Origin of the sequence: Streptomyces sp. CC224B (genome assembly GCF_030010595.1) — a bacterium.
GTDB classification, from domain to species: domain Bacteria; phylum Actinomycetota; class Actinomycetes; order Streptomycetales; family Streptomycetaceae; genus Streptomyces; species Streptomyces longispororuber.
This window is the reverse complement of sequence record NZ_JASCXL010000123.1, coordinates 1-19,288: the sequence shown is the minus strand read 5'-3', so window position 1 is coordinate 19,288 and position 19,288 is coordinate 1. Positions and strand designations below refer to the sequence as shown.

Sequence of the window (19,288 nt, the reverse complement as noted above, 5' to 3'; positions counted from 1 at the left end):
CGCGGCGGGACGGCGACGTGCGGGGCGCGCCGTCACTGCGGCGGGTTGCCGTGCTTCCGCGAAGGCAGGTCGGCGTGCTTGTTGCGCAGCATCGCCAGCGAGTTGACCAGCACGGACCGGGTCTCGGCCGGGTCGATCACGTCGTCGACGAGGCCGCGCTCGGCGGCGTAGTACGGGTGCATCAGCTCCGCCTTGTACTCCTTGACCATGCGCGCCCGCATGGCCTCGGGGTCCTCGGCGGCGGCGATCTGGCGGCGGAAGATGACGTTGGCGGCGCCCTCGGCACCCATCACCGCGATCTCGTTGGTGGGCCAGGCGTAGGTGAGGTCGGCACCGATGGACTGGCTGTCCATCACGATGTACGCGCCGCCGTACGCCTTGCGCAGGATCAGCGAGATGCGCGGCACGGTGGCGTTGCAGTACGCGTACAGGAGCTTGGCGCCGTGGCGGATGATGCCGCCGTGCTCCTGGTCGACGCCGGGCAGGAAGCCGGGGACGTCGAGCAGGGTGACGATCGGGATGTTGAAGGCGTCGCACATCTGGACGAAGCGCGCGGCCTTTTCCGAGGCCTCGATGTCCAGGACGCCCGCGAGGGTCTGCGGCTGGTTGGCGACGATGCCGACGACCTGGCCGTCGAGGCGGGCGAGGGCGCAGATGATGTTGCGCGCCCAGCGCTCGTGGACCTCCAGGTAGTCGCCGTCGTCGACGAGCTCCTCGATGACCTTCGCCATGTCGTAGGGGCGGTTGCCGTCGGCCGGGACGAGGTCGAGAAGGACCTCGGAGCGGCGCTCGACGGGGTCGTCGCAGGGGGCGGCGGGCGGGTTCTCGCGGTTGTTCTGCGGGAGCATCGTGAGGAGGTAGCGCACCTCGGCGAGGCAGGTCTCCTCGTCGTCGTACGCGAAGTGGCACACCCCGGAGGTCTCGGCGTGCACGTCGGCGCCGCCCAGGCCGTTCTGGGAGATCTCCTCGCCGGTCACCGCGCGGACCACGTCGGGTCCGGTGATGAACATCTGCGAGGTGTCGCGGACCATGAACACGAAGTCGGTGAGGGCGGGGCTGTAGGCCGCGCCGCCCGCGCACGGGCCGAGCATCACGGAGATCTGCGGGATGACGCCGGAGGCCTTGGTGTTGCGCTGGAAGATGCCGCCGTAGCCGGCGAGGGCCGAGACGCCCTCCTGGATGCGGGCGCCGGCGCCGTCGTTGAGCGAGACCAGCGGGGCACCGGCCGCGATGGCCATGTCCATGATCTTGTGGATCTTGGTGGCGTGCGCCTCGCCGAGGGCACCACCGAAGATGCGGAAGTCGTGGGCGTACACGAAGACCGTGCGGCCCTCGACCGTGCCCCAGCCCGTGACGACACCGTCGGTGTACGGCTTCTTGGCCTCCAGGCCGAAGCCCGTGGCCCGGTGCCGGCGGAGCTGCTCGACCTCGTGGAACGAGCCCTCGTCCAGCAGCAGGGCGATCCGCTCCCGCGCGGTCAGCTTGCCCTTGGCGTGCTGCGCCTCGGTCGCCTTCTCGCTGGGCCCGGCCAGGGCCTGGGCCCGGATGCCGGCCAATTCGGCCACTCGGCCCCGCGCGTCGGTGGGCTCACCCGCTGAAGATCCAGCCTCGTCCAAAACGGTCATGCTCTCGACCTTACGAAGGGGACGCACGAAAACGGACCGTCGACTCTGCACAGTCTCCGCAGCGTTTTCCTGGCACCCTCGGACAGAACTTTCGCCCGAGGCAGCCGAAGTCACTGGTCACAGGGGTGCGCTGCTGTAGGAACTCCACAACACGGCGACTGAGACTCCCCTCACACCCCGACGTCGGAACAGCCCCCTCCGGGCGGGTCGCCGCGCGGTCCCCCCGAGAGCGCCACAGGCGCCCCACGGGACGCGGGGTCAGGGGGGTCGGGAGGGTCCGGCTGCGATCCGGCCACGCGCCGGCGGGTCCGGCGCCCGGTCGGGCCAGCGCCCGGCCGGGCGTCAGGCGCGGTGGATCAGGATGTCGCCGTACGAGGTGCGGGCCCGCACCTCGACGGTCTCGCCGGAGTCGTCGGGGCCCTTGGCCGGGCCGAGGGACTGACGCACCGTACCGTACGTGGTCTGCACGTCGAGCCAGGCCGCCGTGCCCTCGCCGACGCCGACGTCGATCCTTCCGGTGCCGGTCTCCAGGACGACGGAGCCCCGGGTCACGCGGCCGATCTCGATGCCGCCGCTGGCGGTCCTCGCGGTGACCCCGGCGTCGGCGCGGTCGACGGTGATGTCGCCGTTGGCCGAGCGGACGCGCAGCTCGCCCCCGGCCTCGCCGATCTCCGTGACCCCGTTGGAGTTCTTGACCACGGCCGTGCCGCCGACCGCGCCGAGCCGCACCCGGCCGGAGGCCGTGGTGACGTCGGCCGCGCCGTCGGCCCGGTCCACGTGCACCAGGCCGTACCCGGTCTCGGCGCGCAGCGAGCCGGCCCGGGCGACCCTGACGTCGCCCATGGACGTCTTGACCTCGCACTCGCCGAGGCGCCCCTCGGCGGCGAAGTCGCCCATGGACAGGGCGGCCTGCACGTGGGAGCCCTCGGGCAGGGCGATCTCCACGTCCACCGACGAGCTCCTGCTGAACAGGGACCGGTCCTTGAAGCCCTTCACCAGGAGCCGTCCGCTCGCGTACTCCACCCGGGTGCGCTCGGCGGCCCGGACGTCGGGCGCGCGCGACTCGGTGCTCGGGCGCACGTGGACGACGGTGTCGGCGCGGTCGCTCGCGGTGATCCGCAGCGACCCCTGCTCGAGCTGCACCGAGACGTGGATGGGCTGGGGGGTGTCGAACGTTGGCATGCTGCCGTCCTCGTCCTGGTGGTGGTTGTGCAAGGGGCTCAGCGCGCCCATCCGGTGAAGCTGCTGCCGCCGCCCGGGACGCTGTGGGACACCGGGGCCGGGTCGCGGGGCCGGAGGGCGTCGGCGACGGTGCGGACCAGCCAGGCGTTGACCGACAGGTTCTCCGCCGCGGCGGCCTCCTCGGCCTGCGCCTTCAGGTGCATGGGCAGCCGGAGGTTGATCCGCGCGGTGCCGCCGTCCTCGGCATCGGGCGCGGGGGCCGGGGCGGGCGCGGGGCGGGCCGGCGCCGCCGCGGCCGGTGCCTCGAAGGCCTCGACGACGGGCGGGGGCGTCACCACGAAGTCCGGGTCGCCGCCCCGCAGCCGCACGTCGACCGAGCCGGGGGCGAGGTCGCGGGTAACCTCGTCCATGGCCGCGGACAGCACGTTCAGCATCGTGAGCCGGGTGGCCGACTCGAGCGGCGCGATCAGACGCTCGGCGACCGCGCGCGCGTCCTCCCCGCCGGCCTCGGCGGCGACCGCGAGCTCCTGTCGGAGATGGTCGACATACGGCGTGAGATTCATGGCATCACTATGGCACCACAATAGTGCCATGGCAAGTTCCTGACGGCCCCGCGTCGCCCCGGCCTCACCCTCACCCTGCCAGGCCACCCCCTCGGCCGACCCCGCGGGCCGCCCCCTCCGTGACCGGATGACCAGCAGGCGACACCCGCGCCCCGGGCCGTCCGACAGCACACCCCGGGGGCGGCGCCACGGGTGGCGCCACCCTCCTTCGCATCCCCCTCCTCCGCCACCCCCACCCCCGCCTCGCAGTGGCGCCGCAACACCCTCCAAGGCTTTCTGTTGAATATTGAACTGAATCGCGCTAGAGTCGTTCTCGTTGAACATTCAACCGCTTTTGCCGCCGCCCACCCGGCACGCGGCCCGTCCCCCAGGAGCACGTCATGGGTTTCTTCCGCAAGAACGACAGCGCGACCGCCGCCGCCCCCACCGCCCCCGCCGAGGCCGGCCCGGAGCTCGCCGCCCTCACCGGCGACTACGCGCTGGACCCGACCCACACCACCATCGGCTTCGTCGCCCGGCACGCCATGGTCACGAACATCAAGGGCTCCTTCCGCGACGTCAGCGGCTCGCTGCGCCTCGACGGCGCCGACCCGTCCGCGTCGACGGCCGTCATCGAGGTGGCGATGGACAGCATCGACACCGGCAACGCCGACCGCGACGGGCACCTCAAGAGCGGAGACTTCTTCAAGACGGAGGAGTTCCCGACGATGACCTTCCGCTCGACCGCGGCCGAGGCGCTCGGCGGTGACGGCTACCGGATCACCGGCGACCTGACGATCCTCGGCACCACCAGGCCGATCACCATCGACCTGGAGTTCAACGGCGCCGCCAAGGACCCGTTCGGCAACGAGCGCGTGGGCTTCGAGGGCCGGGCCGAACTGCTGCGCTCCGACTGGGGCCTGACCTGGAACGCGGCCCTGGAGACCGGCGGCGTCCTGGTGTCCGACAAGATCAAGCTGCGCTTCGACGTCTCCGCCGTCAAGAAGGCGTGACCCCCGCCACCGCGCCGGCCGTGTGCTGAAGGACCGCCTCCGCCAGGGGGCCGTGCACGGCCGGGGGCAGCGCGTGCCCCATGCCGGGGATCTCCACCAGGCGGGCGTTCCCGACGACGTGGGCGATGTGCTGCGGGTGGGGCGGCGGGAAGACCGGCTCCTCCGGGGCCGCGATCACGAGCGTCGGCACCTCGTTGCGCGCCAGCGCGTCCGTGCGCAGCATGCCGGAGTCGTCGGCCCTGGCGTGCGCCGTCGAGGCGGCGTACGAACCGGTGTGCGCGATGACGGCCCGCTCCAGGTCGCGGAAGTACGCGGCGTCGAAGGGCAGCCGGGAGCCGCCGAGCACCCGCCAGTGCTCCACGCGCCGGTCCAGCTCCGCCTCCAGGCCGTGGTCCTCGACGGGCCGCGCCCACAGCTCCAGAACCTGCGGCGCGATCGACGGCAGGTCGCCCGCGGCCGTGACCGTGCCGTCCGGCGCGACGTACGGGCGCTCGCTCAGCGCGCACGTCCCCATGAGGGTGGCGCTGAGGAACCGCTCCGGGTGGTCGGCCAGCGCCATCTGGAGCAGCATGCCGCCCAGCGAGAGCCCGACCGCGTGCGCGCGGCCGACGCCGAGGCCGTCGAGCACGGCGAGGAGGTCCCCCGCCAGATCGGCCAGGCGGTACGGGTGCTCGTCGTACGCCGCCGTGGACCGGCCCGTGTCGCGGTGGTCGTACCGGATGACGAGGTGCCGCTCGGCCAGCGCGTCCACCAGCGGCTCCGGCCAGCCGAGCCCGGAGGCGCCCGCGCCCATGACGAGCAGCAGCGGCGGGGCGTCCGGGGCGCCGCGGCGCTCGGTCCACAGGCGGACACCGGGGGCCGGCGAGACGTAGGACTCGGTGACGGGGTGGGGCATCGGAACCTCCGGGGTGGGTCGCTCGCCGAACGCCATGCGGAGACGAACGTCGCATGACGTTGTAGACGATACGTATCGTCTCGCTCGACCGGTGTCCCGTCAAGCCCTCTCTCCCCGAGCCCCGTGACCCGGGGCGTGGGCCCGTGACCCGGGGGCCCGGCGCCTCAGGACCCGCCCTAGAGCCCTCCGCCGAAGTCCCCGCCGCCGCCCCCGAAGTCCCCGCCCCCGCCGAAGTCGCCGCCTCCGAAGCCGCCGCCGAAGTCGCCCGCGTCGAAGTCCGCGCCGGTGACGTCGCCGCCCTCGGCCATGGGGACGCCCGCCGACGCCGCGTAGGCCGGGGACGCCAGCGCCGAGCCGAGCATCGTGCCGACCAGGAGGCCGGGCAGCAGGCCGCCGCCGAAGTAGCCGCCCGCCCAGGGTCCGTAGGCCGGGCCCGCCTCCCAGTAGGGGCGGCGCTCGCCGGAGTCGGTGGTGACCGTGCGGGTCATCGGGTCGTCGCCGTCGGCGAGGCGGGCCGCGTCGGCCGCGCACACCGGGACCTGGCGGGTCGTGCCGCCCGCCGGGGTCCATTCGGCGTCCCGCACCGACGGGCCGTGCCGGGGGTCGAAGAAGCAGGGCGGCCGCCGCTCGGGCAGCGGGCGGCCCTCGCGGCGCGCGGCCAGCGAGGCGAGGCAGAAGCGGCCGTCCTCCAGGGCCTGGGTGACCGCCCGCACCTGCTCGGGCCGCTGCGCGGCCGCCATGAACCGCTTGGCCTGTTCGTACGCGTCCAGGGCGCGCTCGTAGTCGCCGCGCATGGCGTCGTCGGCCCCGGGTTCGGCGGGGTGGAAGTCCAGCCGGTCGAGCTCCTCGCCGAAGGCGGTGATGTCCTCGTCGACGACGACCCGCAGCTTCTCCAGGGCCGCCCGCTCCTCCTCGGCGCGTTTGCGGCGCTGGCGGCGGGCCACCGCGTAGACGCCCGCGCCGCCCGCGACGACCACCGCGCCGACGCCGATCAGCGCCCCGACGGGTGCGCCGGCATCGCCGCCGACGTCACCCCACGAGGCGGGGGCCCGGCCCGAGGTCTGGGTGAGCGCGCGGTCCACGAAGTCGTCGAGCTGCTGCCGCGCGGGCTCGCCCTGCACCAGGGCGGTGAGGTTGCGCACGGCGTTCGGCGACAGGGCGGCGCGGTCGGCCCGGGCGTCGAAGGCGTCGCCGAGCCGGACCGCGTACACGCCCGTGATGCCCGTGGCCGTCCGCAGGTTCTGGAACAGGCGCTCCCTGGGGAATGTCTCCGGCAGCACCGCCACGAAGACCGGCTTGCCGGCCTTCCTGATCTTGTCGGCGAGGGCGTCGGCGTCGGCCCGGGAGAGCTGGGACGCCGCCGCCCCGTCGACGTACACGGGGTTCTCGCGCAAGGCGTCGGCCACCGTCCGGACATCCGTGGCGGCCCGGGCCGCGGGCGCCGGCGCGAGCGTCGCGCCCAGTGCCAGGAGCAGTCCGGACAGGATGACGGTCAGCCGTGACGCCGCCTGCCTGGTGGGCCTCATACTTCACGCTAACCCAGCCCGGGCGCGAACGTGCCCCCGTGGTGCCCGGCGGCCTCGGTTCCCCGTGCCCGGCGGGCTACTCGGCGGGCTCGATCCCGGCCCGCAGCAGGCCGTAGCTGACCGCGTCCTCCAGCGCCTGCCAGGACGCGGCGATCACGTTGTCGGCGACGCCGACGGTGGACCACTCGCCCTCGCCGTCCGTGGTGGAGATGAGCACGCGGGTGGTGGAGGACGTGCCGTGCTTGCCCTCCAGGATGCGGACCTTGTAGTCCACCAGCTCCAGCTTGGCCAGCTCCGGGTACATGCGCTCCAGGGCGACGCGCAGGGCCCGGTCGAGGGCGTTGACGGGACCGTTGCCCTCCGCGGTGGCCACGATGCGCTCACCCTTGGCCCATACCTTCACGGTGGCCTCGTTGGCGTGCGTGCCGTCGGGGCGGTCCTCGACGATGGCCCGCCAGGACTCGGTGCGGAAGTGGCGCCGCGCCTGCCCCCCGCCCCCCGGTCCGCGCAGCTCGTCGCGGAGCAGCAGCTCGAAGGAGGCGTCGGCGGCCTCGTACGTGTAGCCCTGCAGCTCGCGCTCCTTGACGCGGTCCACGACGCGGCCGATGAGCTCGCGGTCGCCGCCGAGGTCGACGCCCAGCTCCTTGCCCTTGAGCTCGACGGAGGCGCGGCCCGCCATGTCGGAGACCAGCATGCGGATGCGGTTGCCGACCAGCTCGGGGTCGATGTGCTGGTACAGGTCCGGGTCGACCTTGATCGCGGAGGCGTGCAGCCCCGCCTTGTGGGCGAAGGCCGAGACCCCGACGTAGGGCTGGTGGGTGGCCGGGGTCAGGTTGACGACCTCGGCGATGGCGTGCGAGACCCGGGTCATCTCACGCAGCGCGCCCTCGGGCAGCACCTTCATGCCGTACTTGAGCTCCAGCGCGGCCACGACCGGGAAGAGGTTGGCGTTGCCGACGCGCTCGCCGTAGCCGTTGGCCGTGCACTGGACGTGGGTGACGCCCGCGTCGACCGCCGCGAGGGTGTTGGCGACCGCGCAGCCGGTGTCGTCCTGGGCGTGGATGCCGAGCCGGGCGCCGGTGTCGGCGGCGACGGTGGCCACGACCGCCTGGATCTGCGCGGGGAGCATGCCGCCGTTGGTGTCGCACAGGACCACGACGTCCGCGCCCGACTCGTGCGCGGCGCGTACGACCGCCTTCGCGTACCCGGGGTTGGCGCGGTAGCCGTCGAAGAAGTGCTCGCAGTCGACGAAGACGCGCCGGCCCTGCTCACGCAGGTGGCTGACGGTGTCGCGGATCATCTCCACGTTCTCGTCGAGCGTGGTGCGCAGGGCCAGCTCCACGTGCCGGTCGTGGGCCTTGGCGACCAGGGTGACGACGGGGGCGCCCGCGTCGAGGAGCGCTTTGACCTGTGGGTCCTCCGCGGCTCTGGCGCCCGGGCGGCGGGTGGCCCCGAACGCCACCAGCTGGGCGTTCCTGAAGGCGACCTCCGCCTTGGCGCGGGCGAAGAACTCGGTGTCCCGGGGGTTGGCGCCGGGCCAGCCGCCCTCGATGAAGCCCACGCCGAACTCGTCCAGGTACCGGGCGATGGTCAGCTTGTCCGCGACGGTCAGGTTGATGCCCTCGCGCTGCGCGCCGTCGCGCAGCGTGGTGTCGAACACGTGGAACGCGTCGTCCGGCCTGCTGGTCTCGGTCGTCATCTGTGTGACTCCTGTGTCGGGTCTCGGTCTACCGGAATGACCGGCTCCACCACCCTCATGGTCCCTCGCGCGTCATCTCCCGGCTGGGGTGGGCCGGAAAACGAAAAGACCCCTCGCGGGTGCGAGAGGTCTGCGCGCGGATCGAGGACGGTGCCGCCCCGTACCGGTCGTACGGGGGCGGTCACTGGGGACCGGCGCGCCTGCTGCCAATAATGATGGCCGTAAGCATGGGGGCAGCCTGCCATACGCGGCGCCGCCCTTGAACGGGCGTCTCAGCATGCGGTCGCGCGGTTACGCGCCGGTGCCGAGCGTGGTGTCGATGAACTCCCGCGCGTGGGCGAGGACCTGGGCGCGGTCCGTGCCGCGCAGCCCGATCGTCAGGTGGATGCTCAGGCCGTCGAGGAGCGCGCGCAGCCGGGTCGCGGCCCGGTCGGGGTCGGCGGCGCCGAACTCGCCGCGCGAGGCGCCCTCGGCGAGCAGCGCCACCAGGTCGCGGTGCCAGGCGCCCTCGATGGCGGCCTGCCGGTCGCGGCCGCCCGCGTCGGCGTTGAGGGAGCGGTTCCACACCTCGAGCCAGAGGGTCCAGTGCGGGTCGCGGTGGCCGTGCGGCACGTACAGGTCCACGTACGCCTCCAGGCGCGCGCGGGCCGTGCCCTCGCGGGCGAGGAGCTCGCGCCGCCGTGCGCCGAGGCGGCCCTCGCTCCACTCCAGGGTGCGGAGCAGCAGTTCGTCCTTGGAGCCGAAGTAGTACAGGAGGTGGCCGCTGCTCATGCCGACCTCGCGGCCGAGCGCGGCCATGGTGAGCTTCTCCAGGCCGCGCTCGGCGATCATCTCCATGGCCGCGGCGAGGACGTCTTCGCGCGGGGGCGCGTTCCGGCGCGGACCGGCCATGCGAACTCCTAGATCCTGGGCTGCTGCTGGGTGACGCAGTGGATGCCACCGCCTCCGGCGAAGATCGTACGGGCGTCGACGAGCGTGACCGTCCGCCGCGGGAAGAGCCGCCGGAAGATGCCCGCGGCGATCTCGTCGCGCGGGTCGTCGAAGGCGCACAGGACGACGCCGCCGTTGCACAGGTAGTGGTTGATGTACGAGTGGTCGACCCAGCCGTCGTCGTCGGCGAGGACGGTGGGCGCGGGCACCTCGACGACCTGGAGCGCCCGGCCGCGCGCGTCCGTCCGCCCGCGCAGCAGCCCGGCGACCTCCTTGCTGACCTCGTGGTCGGGGTGGGCGGGGTCCTGCTGGGCGTGGACGAGGACGACGCCGGGCGCGGCGAAGGCGGCGACGATGTCGACGTGGCCGAGGGTGCCGAAGCCGTGGCCGGGGTAGTCGGCGGTCAGGCCGCGCGGCAGCCAGATCGCCTTGGTGGTGCCGAGGTGCGCGTGGATCTCGGCCTCGACGCGCTCCCTGGTCCAGCCGGGGTTGCGCTCGGGGCCGAGCTGCACGGTCTCGGTGAGCAGGACGGTGCCCTCGCCGTCGACGTGGATGCCGCCGCCCTCGTTGACCAGGGGCGTGGAGTGCACCGGGGCGCCCGCGAGGTCGGCGACGTGGCGGGCGATCTTCGCGTCGTGCTCCCAGCGGGCCCACTCCTGGGCGCCCCAGCCGTTGAAGACCCAGTCGACGGCGGCGAGCGTGCCGGTGGCGGTGTCGCGGACGAAGGTGGGCCCGATGTCCCGCATCCAGGCGTCGTCCAGCTCCCGCTCGGTCAGCTCCACGTCCGGCCCGACGAGCGCCCGGGCCGACGCGGCCTGCCCCGGCCCGCACACCAGGGTGACGGGCTCGAAGCGGCGTACGGCACGGGCGACGGCGGCCCAGGCCCGGCGCGCCGCGTCGAGGTCCTCGGGGGTGGCGAAGGTGGGGTTGGGGCCGGGCCAGGCCATCCAGGTGCGGTCGTGCGGGGCCCACTCGGGGGGCATGTACAGGGTCATGGGTCGTCCTTGGGAAGGGCGGGGCGTCAGAGGAAGTACAGGCGGTTGAGGGACACCGAGTCGGCGGGCTCGGAGCGCAGCGGGTCGCCGTCGAGGGTGACCAGGCCGGTGCGCTGGTCCACGTCGACGGAACCGGTACGGGAGTTCAGGCGCAGGTCGGCGGGGCCGATGCCGCGGGTGCCGCGGACGGCGACGCGGCGGCGCCGGGTGGGCATGAGGTCGTGCCCCTGGTCGAGGGCGGCCCGGGCGACGAAGGCGACGGACAGGTCGGCGGCGGTCGCGCCGTGCGCGCCGAACTGCGGCCCGAGGACAAGCGGTTCGCAGGTGTCGGTCGCGGCGTTGGGGTCGCCGACGACGCCGTAGGCGGGGAAGCCCGCCTTCAGCACGAGCTGCGGCTTGGCGCCGAAGAACTCGGGCCGCCAGAGGACGATGTCGGCGAGCTTGCCGGTCTCCAGGGAGCCGACCTCGTGCGCGAGGCCGTGGGCGATGGCGGGGTTGAGGGTGAGCTTGGCGATGTAGCGCAGGACGCGCGCGTTGTCGTCGTCGGGGCCGTCGCCCTCCATCGGCCCGAGCTCGGCCTTCATCTTCCCGGCCATGGCGAAGGTGCGCCGCACGGTCTCCCCGGCGCGGCCCATGCCCTGGGCGTCGGAGGAGGTGATGCCGATGGCGCCGAGGTCGTGCAGGACGTCCTCGGCGCCCATGGTCCCGGCGCGGATGCGGTCGCGGGCCATGGCGGCGTCGCCGGGCAGCTCGGTCTTCAGGTCGTGGACGGAGACGATCATGCCGTAGTGCTCGGCGACGGCGTCCCGGCCGAAGGGCAGGGTGGGGTTGGTGGAGGAGCCGATGACGTTCGGCACCCCCGCCATCTTCAGCACGTTCGGTACGTGGCCGCCGCCGCACCCCTCGATGTGGAAGGCGTGGATGGTGCGGCCCTCCAGGACCTTCAGGGTGTCCTCGACCGACAGGCACTCGTTCAGGCCGTCGCTGTGCAGGGCGACCTGGACGTCGTGCTCCTCGGCGACGCGCAGCGCCGTGTCGAGGGCGCGGGTGTGGGCGCCCATGTCCTCGTGGACCTTGAAGCCGCTGGCGCCGCCCTCGGCGAGGGCCTCCACCAGCGGGGCCGGGTCGGAGGACGAGCCGCGGCCGAGGAAGCCGATGTTGACGGGCCAGGCGTCGAAGGCGTTGAAGGCGTGGCGCAGCGCCCAGGGCGAGTTGACGCCCACGCCCCACACGGGCCCGAACTCCTGCCCGATGATCGTGGTGACGCCCGAGGCCAGCGAGGCCTCCATGATGCGGGGCGACAGCAGGTGCACATGGGTGTCGACGGCTCCGGCGGTGGCGATGAGTCCCTCGCCGGAGACGATGGAGGTGCCGGTGCCGACGACCACGTCGACCCCGTCGAGGGTGTCGGGGTTCCCGGCGCGCCCGACGGCGGCGATCCGCCCCTCGCGGATGCCGATGGACACCTTCCGGATGCCCTGCGCGGCGTCGATGACGAGGACGTTGCTGATCACGACGTCGCAGGTGTCGCGGACGGCGGCGGCCTTGAGGTGCAGCCCGTCGCGGGCGGTCTTGCCGAACCCGGCGAGGAACTCGTCACCGTACCGCTGCGCGTCGGACGTGACCCGGACGGTGAGCCCGGAGTCGCCGAGGCGGACCCGGTCCCCGGCGCGGGGCCCGTGCGTGGCGGCGTACGCGTACGGGTCGACGGTCATCGGTCGGCTCCCAGGTATCCGCAGGCGGCGGCCCGGCGCAGGGCCTCTTCCTTGGCGCCCGGCGCGTCGAGCGCGCCGTCGACGAGGCCGGCGAAGCCGATGGCGACCCGGTCACCGCCGATCGGCAGGAGCCCGACGTCGACGCGCTCGCCGGGCCCGAAGCGCACGGTCGACCCGGCGGGCACGGCGAGCCGCATGCCGTACGCGGCCGGGCGGTCGAAGTCGAGCCGGGGGTTGGCCTCGAAGAAGTGGAAGTGCGAGGTCACCGAGACCGGCACGGTGGCGGTGTTGTGCACGGTGAGGGTGGTGACGGGCTCCGGGTCGGCGTGCGCGGGGCCCGGGAGCAGCGCGCCGGGGGCCTGTTCGCCCCGGCCGCCGCCGATCGGCCGGGTCACCACGGCCAGCCGGGAGCCGTCGTCGAAGACGGCCTCCACGTGCACCTCGGTGACGACGTCCGCGACGCCCGGCAGCACGTCGTCCGGGCCGAGGACGGCCCGGGCCCGCTCGACGGCCTCGGCGAGCCGGGCCCCGTCGCGGGCGGCCTCGCACACCGTGTCGGCGATGAGCGCGGTCGCCTCGGGGACATTGAGCCGCAGCCCGCGCGCCCGCCGGGCCCGGGCGAGCTCGGCCGCGCCGAAGAGCAGCAGCCGGTCGCGTTCGGTCGGGGTCAGGCGCACGGGCACCTCCTGTGTCTCGCGTTAGAGCGCCACTCTAGAGACACCGGAAGGCTGATGGAAGGCCTGGCCGCCAGATATTTGAGCAGCACTCAAACAAGCTGGGCAGGCAGCCCGGCGCACACGACGGGACGGGCCCGCGCAGCGCGCACGCGAAAAGGCCGGGCCCGGCAGTGGCTGCCGGGCCCGGCCTCTCGGTCGGGTGCGGGACCGCCTAGCCGAGGCGGTGCATCCAGTCGTGCTTGTCCTCGGCCACGCCCCGCTGGATATCGAGCAGCGCGTCGCGGAGCTTCATGGTGACCTCGCCGGGGCGGCCCCCGCTGTGCGTCCACTCGCCGCGGCGGGCCTTGACGGTGCCGACGGGGGTGATCACGGCGGCGGTGCCGCAGGCGAAGACCTCCGTGAGCGAGCCGTTCTCGGTGTCGGCCTGCCACTGGTCGATGGAGACGCGGGCCTCCTCGGAGGCGTAGCCCAGGTCGCGGGCCACGGTCAGGAGGGAGTCGCGGGTGATGCCCTCCAGGATGGAGCCGGACAGGGACGGCGTGACGATCTTGTCCCCGTACACGAAGTACAGGTTCATGCCGCCCAGTTCCTCGACCCACTTGTGCTCGACGGCGTCGAGGTAGGCGACCTGGTCGCAGCCCTTCTCGGCGGCCTCGGCCTGGGCGAGCAGCGACGCGGCGTAGTTGCCGCCGGTCTTGGCGTCGCCCATGCCGCCGGGCACGGCGCGGACGCGGTCCTCGGAGAGCCAGATGGAGACGGGCTTCACGCCGCCGGGGAAGTAGGCGCCGGCCGGGGACGCGATGACCACGAAGAGGTACTCGTTGGCGGGCTTCACGCCGAGGCCCACCTCCGTCGCGATCATGAACGGGCGCAGGTAGAGGGACTCCTCGCCGCCGTGCGCGGGCACCCAGTCGACGTCCTGGCGCACGAGCGCGTCGCAGGCCTCGATGAAGGTCTCGACCGGCAGCTCCGGCATGGCGAGCCGGCGCGCGGAGGACTGGAAGCGGCGGGCGTTGGCCTCGGGGCGGAACATCGCGACCGAGCCGTCGGGCTGGCGGTAGGCCTTCATGCCCTCGAAGATCTCCTGCGCGTAGTGCAGGACGGTGGTCGCCGGGTCCAGCGAGAGCGGGCCGTAGGGCACGAGCTGGCCGTCGTGCCAGCCGCGGCCCCCGGTCCAGCGGATGGTCACCATGTGGTCGGTGAAGTGCCGGCCGAAGCCGGGGCTGGCCAGGACCGCCTCGCGTTCCGCGGCCTGGGCCGGGGTCGAGGTCGGCTTGAGCTCGATCGTGGGCGTCGTCATCGTTGCGTGTCCTTCACCGGTTTCGTGTGTGACGGACCGCGCTCACTTCGGCCGGACGCGCGCCACGTGCACGGCCTCCGGGTGTGCGCCGCTTCGCGGCCCCACGTCCGATTATCGCTCGTGGGGTTCCGGGAACGAAACAGCGGGTTCTGCGGCCCCTGGGATCCGATGGTGACACCCGCCCCCGGGCGACGAGAAGCCGCCGGGTGGCCATGGCGACCCGGCGGCTGCACGGAAGGGGCGATTCCGCCCCGGCGGCCCCCGCGGCGGGGCGGGGGCGGGGGCGGGTGCGGCTCAGCCCGCCACGCGGGCGGCGAGCGCGTCGCCGATCTCCTCGGTGGTGCGGGCGGTGGTACCGCGCCCGGCCAGGTCGGCGGCGACGGCCTCCTCGACGCGGACCGCCTCGGTCTCGTACCCGAGGTGGCGCAGGAGGAGGGCGACGGACAGCACGGTGGCGGTGGGGTCGGCCTTGCCCTGGCCCGCGATGTCGGGCGCCGAGCCGTGCACGGGCTCGAACATCGACGGGAACGCGCGGCTCGGGTTGATGTTGCCGGAGGCGGCGACGCCGATGCCGCCGGAGACGGCCGCGGCGAGGTCGGTGATGATGTCGCCGAAGAGGTTGTCGGTGACGATCACGTCGAAGCGCTCGGGCTGCGTGACGAGGTAGATCGTCGCCGCGTCCACGTGCATGTACTCGGTGGTGACCTCGGGGTACTCGGCGGCGACCCGGTTGAAGACGTCCGTCCACAGGTGGCCGGCGTACGCGAGCACGTTGTTCTTGTGGATCAGCGCGAGCTTCCTGCGCGGCCGCGCCTTGGCCCGCTCGAAGGCGTCGCGGACCACGCGCTCGACGCCGTAGGCCGTGTTCACGGAGACCTCGGTGGCGACCTCGTGCGGGGTGCCCTTGCGGATGGTGCCGCCGTTGCCGGTGTAGGGGCCCTCGGTGCCCTCGCGGACGACGACGAAGTCGATCTCGGGCTGCCCGGCGAGCGGGGTGGCGACGCCCGGGAGCAGCCTGCTCGGGCGCAGGTTCACGTGGTGGTCGAAGGCGAAGCGGAGCTTGAGCAGGAAGCCGCGCTCCAGGACGCCGGAGGGCACCGTCGGGTCGCCGATGGCGCCGAGCAGGATCGCGTCGTGCCCCTTGAGTGCCTCGGTGTCGGCGTCGGTGAGGGTCTCGCCGGTGGCGTGGTAGCGCCGGGCGCCGAAGTCGTACTCCGTGGTCTCCAGCTTCACGTCCTGCGGGAGGACCGCGTTCAGGACCTTGAGTCCCTGCTCCACGACTTCCGGACCGATCCCGTCGCCGGGGATCACTGCGAGATTGATGCTGCGGGTACGTGCCGACATGCCGAGCACCGTACTCCTCGTCCCAGGGGATGACACGCCCCGTCCACCATGCGGACAGTCGCCCAGTGGTCGGCCTCCGTTCACCCAGACGCCGTCCGCCGGTGGGGAGTTGCCGGGAAGTCCTCGGACATGACCGCTCCTTCCCCGGGGACGCCCCCCGAGCGTCCCGTCCCCGACGTCGGCATACCCGAACGCCTCGCCCGGCACATGAGCATGCCCGAGCAGCACGCGTACCTGCGCGCGCGGCTCTCGCGGCGCCGGGTGCTGGCCGGCTCCTTCGCGACGGCGGGCGCCGCGGGCGGCCTCGGGCTGCTCGCGGGCAGCTCGGGCAGCGCGTACGCCGAGCGCCCCGCGGCCGGGCTCCGGGGCGCCTCCCGGCCCGCCCCGGTGCGGGTGGACGGCTCCCTCGTCGCCCCCTTCGGCCGCCACCTGGCCTTCGGCGCCGACCCCCGCACGCAGATGCGGGTCTCCTGGCAGGTGCCGCTCGCGGTGAGATCGCCGTACCTGCGGGTGGGCACCGAGCCCTGGGACCTGGGCCCGAAGGTCGAGGCGGAGGTGCGCGCCCTGCACACGCCGTCGCTGTCGCGGCGGCTGCCCGCGGTCGAGCAGTACTACCTGCACGTGGCGCTCGACCGCCTCGACCCCGGTACGACGTACTACTACGGCGTCGGCCACGACGGCTTCGACCCGGCCTCGCCGGAGCGGGCGGCCACGATCGGCTCGTTCCGCACGGCGCCGGCGCGGCCCGAGCGGTTCGTCTTCACGGCCTTCGGCGACCAGGGCGTGAGCTACCACGCGCTCGCCAACGACCAGGTGATCCTGGGCCAGAACCCGGCGTTCCACCTGCACGCGGGCGACATCTGCTACGCGGACACCACCGGGCACGGCAAGGACACCGACACCTACGACGCCCGCGTGTGGGACACGTATCTCGCGCAGACGGAGACGGTGGCGAAGTCGGTGCCGTGGATGGTGACGACCGGCAACCACGACATGGAGGCGTGGTACTCGCCGAACGGCTACGGCGGCCAGTCGGCCCGCTGGTCGCTGCCCGGCAACGGCTTCGACCCGCGCCGTGCGCCCGGCGTCTACTCCTTCCGCTACGGCAACGTCGGCGTCGTGGCCCTGGACGCCAACGACGTGTCGTACGAGATCCCCGCCAACCGCGGCTACTCGGACGGACGGCAGACCGCGTGGCTGGACCGGCGCCTCGGCGCGCTGCGCGCCGACGACGACGTGGACTTCGTCGTGGTGTTCTTCCACCACTGCGCCTACTCGACGTCGACGCACGGCTCCGACGGCGGGGTGCGCGACGCGTGGCTGCCGCTGTTCACCAAGCACCAGGTGGACCTGGTCGTCAACGGCCACAACCACGTCTACGAGCGGACCGACGCCGTCAGGGGCGGCGAGGTCGGCAGGCCGGTGCCGGTCGGCGCGTCCACCGACCCGACGCGCGACGGCATCGTGTACGTCACCGCCGGCGGCGCCGGCAAGGACCTGTACGGCTTCGCGCCCGGGGTGCGGGACAGCTACGAGGGCCACGTGCGGGACCGGGAGTCGGTGCCCACCGTCCGCTGGACGGAGCGGCGGGTGCCGGACCCGGAGCGGGTGGCGTGGTCACGCGTGCGCTACACCGGTCACTCGTTCCTCGCGGTCGAGGTGACGGCCGGCGCGCACCCGAGGATGGCGGTCTCCGCGCTCGCCGTGACCGGCGAGCGCGTGGACCACTTCGAGATCAGGCGCGGCCGCTGAGCGCGGGGGCGGGGCGGGTCAGTGGCCCGTCTCGCCGCCGTTGTCCCTGCGGTCGAGGGCGCGCTGGAGGGCGGCCGCCGCGTTCTTGCGCTCGGCGTCGCTGGTGCGGGGGGCGCGGCGGACTCGTCGGACGGTCGTCTCGGCCATGGGAAATCGACTCCTTCTGTCCGGAACATCACAGGACGGAGATAGGGGATTCGAGACGCCGGAAGGGGCGGGGAGCGGGGCCGCAGGGTTCGCCTGCGCGGGGCCGGGCTCACATCCGCCGTTCGCTTGATCGAGCGAGACGTTCGGCTCCTCCAAAGCTAAAACAGCTTCCGCTTCCTGTCTCTACAAATACTCGGGCTTCCTACTATTTGAGACGGCCACCCTCCGCGCGGGCCGCCCGCAGCTCCCGGATCAGGGCCCTGACCTCGTACGTTCCGGCCGGTCCGGGTGTGGTGACGCAGCCCACGGAGCGGGGCGGAGCGGGCCGCCGGGCCCGAGGCCGGTGACCGCGACGCCCGGGGCGCCGCGGTAAAGCGGTCCCGGCAGCCGCGGCCCGACGGCCTCAGTACACGTCCCCGTCGCGCCAGTCGATGAGGAAGGGGTGCGCCGGGTCCAGGGCGGCGCCCCGGAGCATCGGCGGGTCCTCCTCGGGCATGAGCTGGATGCCATCGGGGCCGAGGGTGCCGACGGATCCGGTCCAGGTCACCCAGCCGTGCGCGCGGTACAGCTTCTCGCCCTCGGCGGACGGCGACAGGGCGCCCAGGTCGTAGGCGCGCTCGATGATCCCCTCCAGGGCGGTCATGACCTGCCCGCCGATGCCCTGGCGCTGCCGGTCGGGCCGGACGGCCACGGCTTCCACGTAACCGGCGCGCAGGGAGCGGCCGTCGTGCAGCACGCGCCGCTGCACGACCGCGCCGTGGCCGAGCAGCTCGCCCTGGGAGTCGTGGACGAGGGCGTGCATGCCGCCGAGGCCGTGGTCCCAGTCCTCGTCGGAGAAGTCCCCCTCGAAGGCGAGGTCCATCAGGGCGCGCGCGGCGGCGAGTTCGGCGGGGGCGAGGCCGGCGGTGTGCGCGACGCTCAGCGTGGTCCGCGGGGCCCGCGAAGCCCGCGGGGTCTGCCGCGCGGTCCGGGTGTGCCGCGTGGTCCGCTGTGGTGGAGTCGGCCGGGTCACCGGCTCACGGTACTCAGGCCGGGTCTGAGTACGCATCCCGATTCGCAGGCCCCCGCCCGGCGGCAGAGTCGGTGGCATGAACGGTTCCTCCGACTCCCACGGGCTCGGCCTCTACGCCCTCAAGCCCTGGTACGCGCGCAAGCTGTCCGGCGCCCGGGGCGCGCTGGCCCGCCGCGCGGTGTCGCCCGACGCGCTGACGGCGGCGGGCGTGGTGTGCGCGGCGGGCGCGGCGGCGGCCCTCGCGTGGCTGCCCGCCCCGGCGGCCGCGCTCCCGGTGGCGGTGCTGCTCGCGGCGCGCCTCGCCTGCGCGAACCTGGACGGCGCGCTGGCCCGGGACACGGGCCGCACGACGCGGCGCGGCGCCCTGCTCAACGAACTCGGCGACCGGGCGGCCGACGTGGTGGCGCTCGCGGGCTTCCTGACCCTGGCCCCGCTGTGGCTGGTGGCGACGGCCGCCCTCGCGGCGACACTGCCGTCCTGGGTGTCCCTGGCGGGCGCGGCGGCGGGCGCGCCCCGCCTGAACGGCGGCCCGGTGGGCAAGACGGAGCGCTGCGCCCTGGTCGTGGTGGCCGCCGCGTCCGGCTGGGCGGTGCCGGTGCTCGCGGTGCTCGCGGCGGGCTCCGCGCTGACGGCGGCCGTCCGCTGCGGGCGCCTGTGGGGGGAGCTCCGATGAGCGGCGGTACGACGGCCGTGACGCTGCTCGCGGGTGAGGCCGCGGCGCGGGCCGTGCCGGTGGTGGCCGGGGTGCTCGGCACGGGCGGTGTCGCCGTCGCCGCGCTGCCGCCCCGGGTCCGGACGCGGGCCGAGCTGCGCAGGCGCTGGCGGACGTGGGCGCTGGCGGCCCCGCTGTTCCTGGGGGTCGAGAAGAGCACGTGGGCTCGGGCGGGGACGAGGCACGGACGGGACGGACGGAGAGCCAAAGGAGAACGGGACG

At 73.9% G+C, this 19,288-nt stretch carries 17 protein-coding genes and 1 pseudogene; 4 read left to right on the top strand and 14 right to left on the bottom strand.

Annotated features, from left to right (window positions below):
* Positions 1 to 32: 32 nt before the first annotated feature.
* The 3 genes from QK440_RS34200 to QK440_RS34190 all read right to left on the bottom strand — a co-directional run bounded on the left by QK440_RS34200 (position 33) and on the right by QK440_RS34190 (position 3,370).
* Positions 33 to 1,625: an acyl-CoA carboxylase subunit beta gene (locus QK440_RS34200; RefSeq protein WP_282797143.1), complete on the bottom strand. Its 1,593-nt coding sequence runs from the start codon at positions 1,623 to 1,625 to the stop codon at positions 33 to 35.
* A gap of 342 nt (positions 1,626 to 1,967) precedes the next feature.
* On the bottom strand, positions 1,968 to 2,858 hold the full coding sequence (locus QK440_RS34195; RefSeq protein WP_282797142.1) for a DUF4097 family beta strand repeat-containing protein: 891 nt from the start codon (positions 2,856 to 2,858) through the stop codon (positions 1,968 to 1,970).
* Positions 2,846 to 3,370: a toxin-antitoxin system HicB family antitoxin gene (locus QK440_RS34190; protein WP_190139140.1), complete on the bottom strand. Its 525-nt coding sequence runs from the start codon at positions 3,368 to 3,370 to the stop codon at positions 2,846 to 2,848. The genes QK440_RS34195 and QK440_RS34190 overlap by 13 nt, the downstream gene beginning before the upstream one ends.
* A 380-nt stretch (positions 3,371 to 3,750) precedes the next feature.
* Here QK440_RS34190 and QK440_RS34185 point away from each other — a divergent pair, with 380 nt between their 5' ends.
* Positions 3,751 to 4,362, top strand: a complete 612-nt coding sequence (locus tag QK440_RS34185; protein ID WP_282797141.1) for a YceI family protein — start codon at positions 3,751 to 3,753, stop codon at positions 4,360 to 4,362.
* Here QK440_RS34185 and QK440_RS34180 read toward each other — a convergent pair.
* The 9 genes from QK440_RS34180 to QK440_RS34140 all read right to left on the bottom strand — a co-directional run bounded on the left by QK440_RS34180 (position 4,349) and on the right by QK440_RS34140 (position 15,443).
* Positions 4,349 to 5,257 carry an alpha/beta hydrolase gene (locus QK440_RS34180; protein WP_282797140.1) on the bottom strand — a complete coding sequence of 303 codons (909 nt, stop codon included), beginning with the start codon at positions 5,255 to 5,257 and terminating at the stop codon, positions 4,349 to 4,351. The genes QK440_RS34185 and QK440_RS34180 overlap by 14 nt on opposite strands.
* Before the next feature lie 176 nt (positions 5,258 to 5,433).
* Positions 5,434 to 6,783 carry a hypothetical protein gene (locus QK440_RS34175; protein ID WP_282797139.1) on the bottom strand — a complete coding sequence of 450 codons (1,350 nt, stop codon included), beginning with the start codon at positions 6,781 to 6,783 and terminating at the stop codon, positions 5,434 to 5,436.
* Between the two features lie 76 nt (positions 6,784 to 6,859).
* Complete coding sequence (gene cimA, locus QK440_RS34170) at positions 6,860 to 8,482, bottom strand: citramalate synthase (protein WP_282797138.1); 1,623 nt, start codon at positions 8,480 to 8,482, stop codon at positions 6,860 to 6,862.
* 291 nt (positions 8,483 to 8,773) lie between these two features.
* Positions 8,774 to 9,373: a TetR/AcrR family transcriptional regulator gene (locus QK440_RS34165; protein WP_282797137.1), complete on the bottom strand. Its 600-nt coding sequence runs from the start codon at positions 9,371 to 9,373 to the stop codon at positions 8,774 to 8,776.
* An 8-nt stretch (positions 9,374 to 9,381) separates the two neighbouring features.
* Positions 9,382 to 10,407, bottom strand: coding sequence for an agmatine deiminase family protein (locus tag QK440_RS34160; protein ID WP_282797136.1), 1,026 nt, complete (start codon positions 10,405 to 10,407; stop codon positions 9,382 to 9,384).
* Between the two features lie 26 nt (positions 10,408 to 10,433).
* Positions 10,434 to 12,122, bottom strand: coding sequence for an urease subunit alpha (locus QK440_RS34155; protein ID WP_282797135.1), 1,689 nt, complete (start codon positions 12,120 to 12,122; stop codon positions 10,434 to 10,436).
* The gene (gene ureA, locus QK440_RS34150) at positions 12,119 to 12,799 is read right to left on the bottom strand and encodes an urease subunit gamma (RefSeq protein ID WP_282797134.1); all 681 of its coding nucleotides are present in this window, start codon (positions 12,797 to 12,799) and stop codon (positions 12,119 to 12,121) included. Before ureA ends, QK440_RS34155 begins: the two co-directional genes overlap by 4 nt.
* 211 nt (positions 12,800 to 13,010) lie before the next feature.
* Entirely contained in the window at positions 13,011 to 14,099 is a 1,089-nt protein-coding gene (locus QK440_RS34145) for a branched-chain amino acid aminotransferase (RefSeq protein WP_282797133.1), read from the bottom strand.
* Between the two features lie 294 nt (positions 14,100 to 14,393).
* Positions 14,394 to 15,443, bottom strand: a complete 1,050-nt coding sequence (locus QK440_RS34140) for a 3-isopropylmalate dehydrogenase (RefSeq protein WP_282797132.1) — start codon at positions 15,441 to 15,443, stop codon at positions 14,394 to 14,396.
* Positions 15,444 to 15,572: 129 nt separating this feature from the next.
* Between QK440_RS34140 and QK440_RS34135 the strand changes: the two genes are divergently transcribed.
* Positions 15,573 to 17,195: a metallophosphoesterase family protein gene (locus QK440_RS34135; protein ID WP_282797131.1), complete on the top strand. Its 1,623-nt coding sequence runs from the start codon at positions 15,573 to 15,575 to the stop codon at positions 17,193 to 17,195.
* 18 nt (positions 17,196 to 17,213) lie between these two features.
* Here QK440_RS34135 and QK440_RS34130 read toward each other — a convergent pair whose 3' ends face one another.
* Both QK440_RS34130 and QK440_RS34125 read right to left on the bottom strand, forming a co-directional pair.
* Positions 17,214 to 17,342, bottom strand: coding sequence for a hypothetical protein (locus QK440_RS34130; protein WP_268257360.1), 129 nt, complete (start codon positions 17,340 to 17,342; stop codon positions 17,214 to 17,216).
* A 403-nt stretch (positions 17,343 to 17,745) separates the two neighbouring features.
* Complete coding sequence (locus QK440_RS34125) at positions 17,746 to 18,264, bottom strand: GNAT family N-acetyltransferase (RefSeq protein ID WP_282797149.1); 519 nt, start codon at positions 18,262 to 18,264, stop codon at positions 17,746 to 17,748.
* A gap of 166 nt (positions 18,265 to 18,430) precedes the next feature.
* Between QK440_RS34125 and QK440_RS34120 the strand changes: the two genes are divergently transcribed.
* Entirely contained in the window at positions 18,431 to 19,027 is a 597-nt protein-coding gene (locus QK440_RS34120) for a CDP-alcohol phosphatidyltransferase family protein (RefSeq protein WP_282797130.1), read from the top strand.
* A pseudogene (locus QK440_RS34115) lies at positions 19,024 to 19,288 on the top strand (hypothetical protein); the annotation flags it as partial. The gene QK440_RS34120 and the pseudogene QK440_RS34115, both read left to right, overlap by 4 nt.